Here is a 549-nt window from a genome sequence, read left to right on the forward strand (position 1 = left end):
AGAATTAAACCTTCCAGGTCTCGTGAAATTAGCCAGACCCCACCCGTCATTGCGATCCCGATCAATTAGAACTTCCAGAGGACAGATCGGGAGAATCAATCTTGAGCCGTACCTCCTTCGCAATGACGTGAGGAATGACCTTGTTCTTTAGAGTAAATATTTTTAAATTAATAGGATTTTTGAAACTGGACTTATTTTTTTTATGGAAAAGGGGGGAGCGGTCTATATCATGACCAATTATAATAACACCACACTCTATACAGGCGTCACCTCTAATTTAATAACAAGAATTGATCAGCATAAAGAGNTCTTTAGAGTAAATATTTTTAAATTAATAGGATTTTTGAAACTGGACTTATTTTTTTTATGGAAAAGGGGGGAGCGGTCTATATCATGACCAATTATAATAACACCACACTCTATACAGGCGTCACCTCTAATTTAATAACAAGAATTGATCAGCATAAAGAGGGGTATTATCAAAAGTCTTTCACAAAAAAATATAGGTTGAAGAAACTAGTATATTACGAAGGCTTTCATTCAATCGAA

General features: G+C 35.2%; 2 protein-coding genes. Both read left to right on the top strand.

Annotated features, from left to right (window positions below):
• Nucleotides 1-229 precede the first annotated feature (229 nt).
• Nucleotides 230-397, top strand: coding sequence for a GIY-YIG nuclease family protein (locus tag KI659_RS18530; protein ID WP_246535475.1), 168 nt, complete (start codon nucleotides 230-232; stop codon nucleotides 395-397).
• Nucleotides 394-549 (top strand): GIY-YIG nuclease family protein (locus KI659_RS18535; RefSeq protein WP_246535476.1); only part of this gene is annotated, 156 nt, incomplete at its 3' end. The genes KI659_RS18530 and KI659_RS18535, both read left to right, overlap by 4 nt.

Origin of the sequence: Litoribacter ruber (genome assembly GCF_018449405.1) — a bacterium.
GTDB lineage: Bacteria > Bacteroidota > Bacteroidia > Cytophagales > Cyclobacteriaceae > Litoribacter > Litoribacter ruber.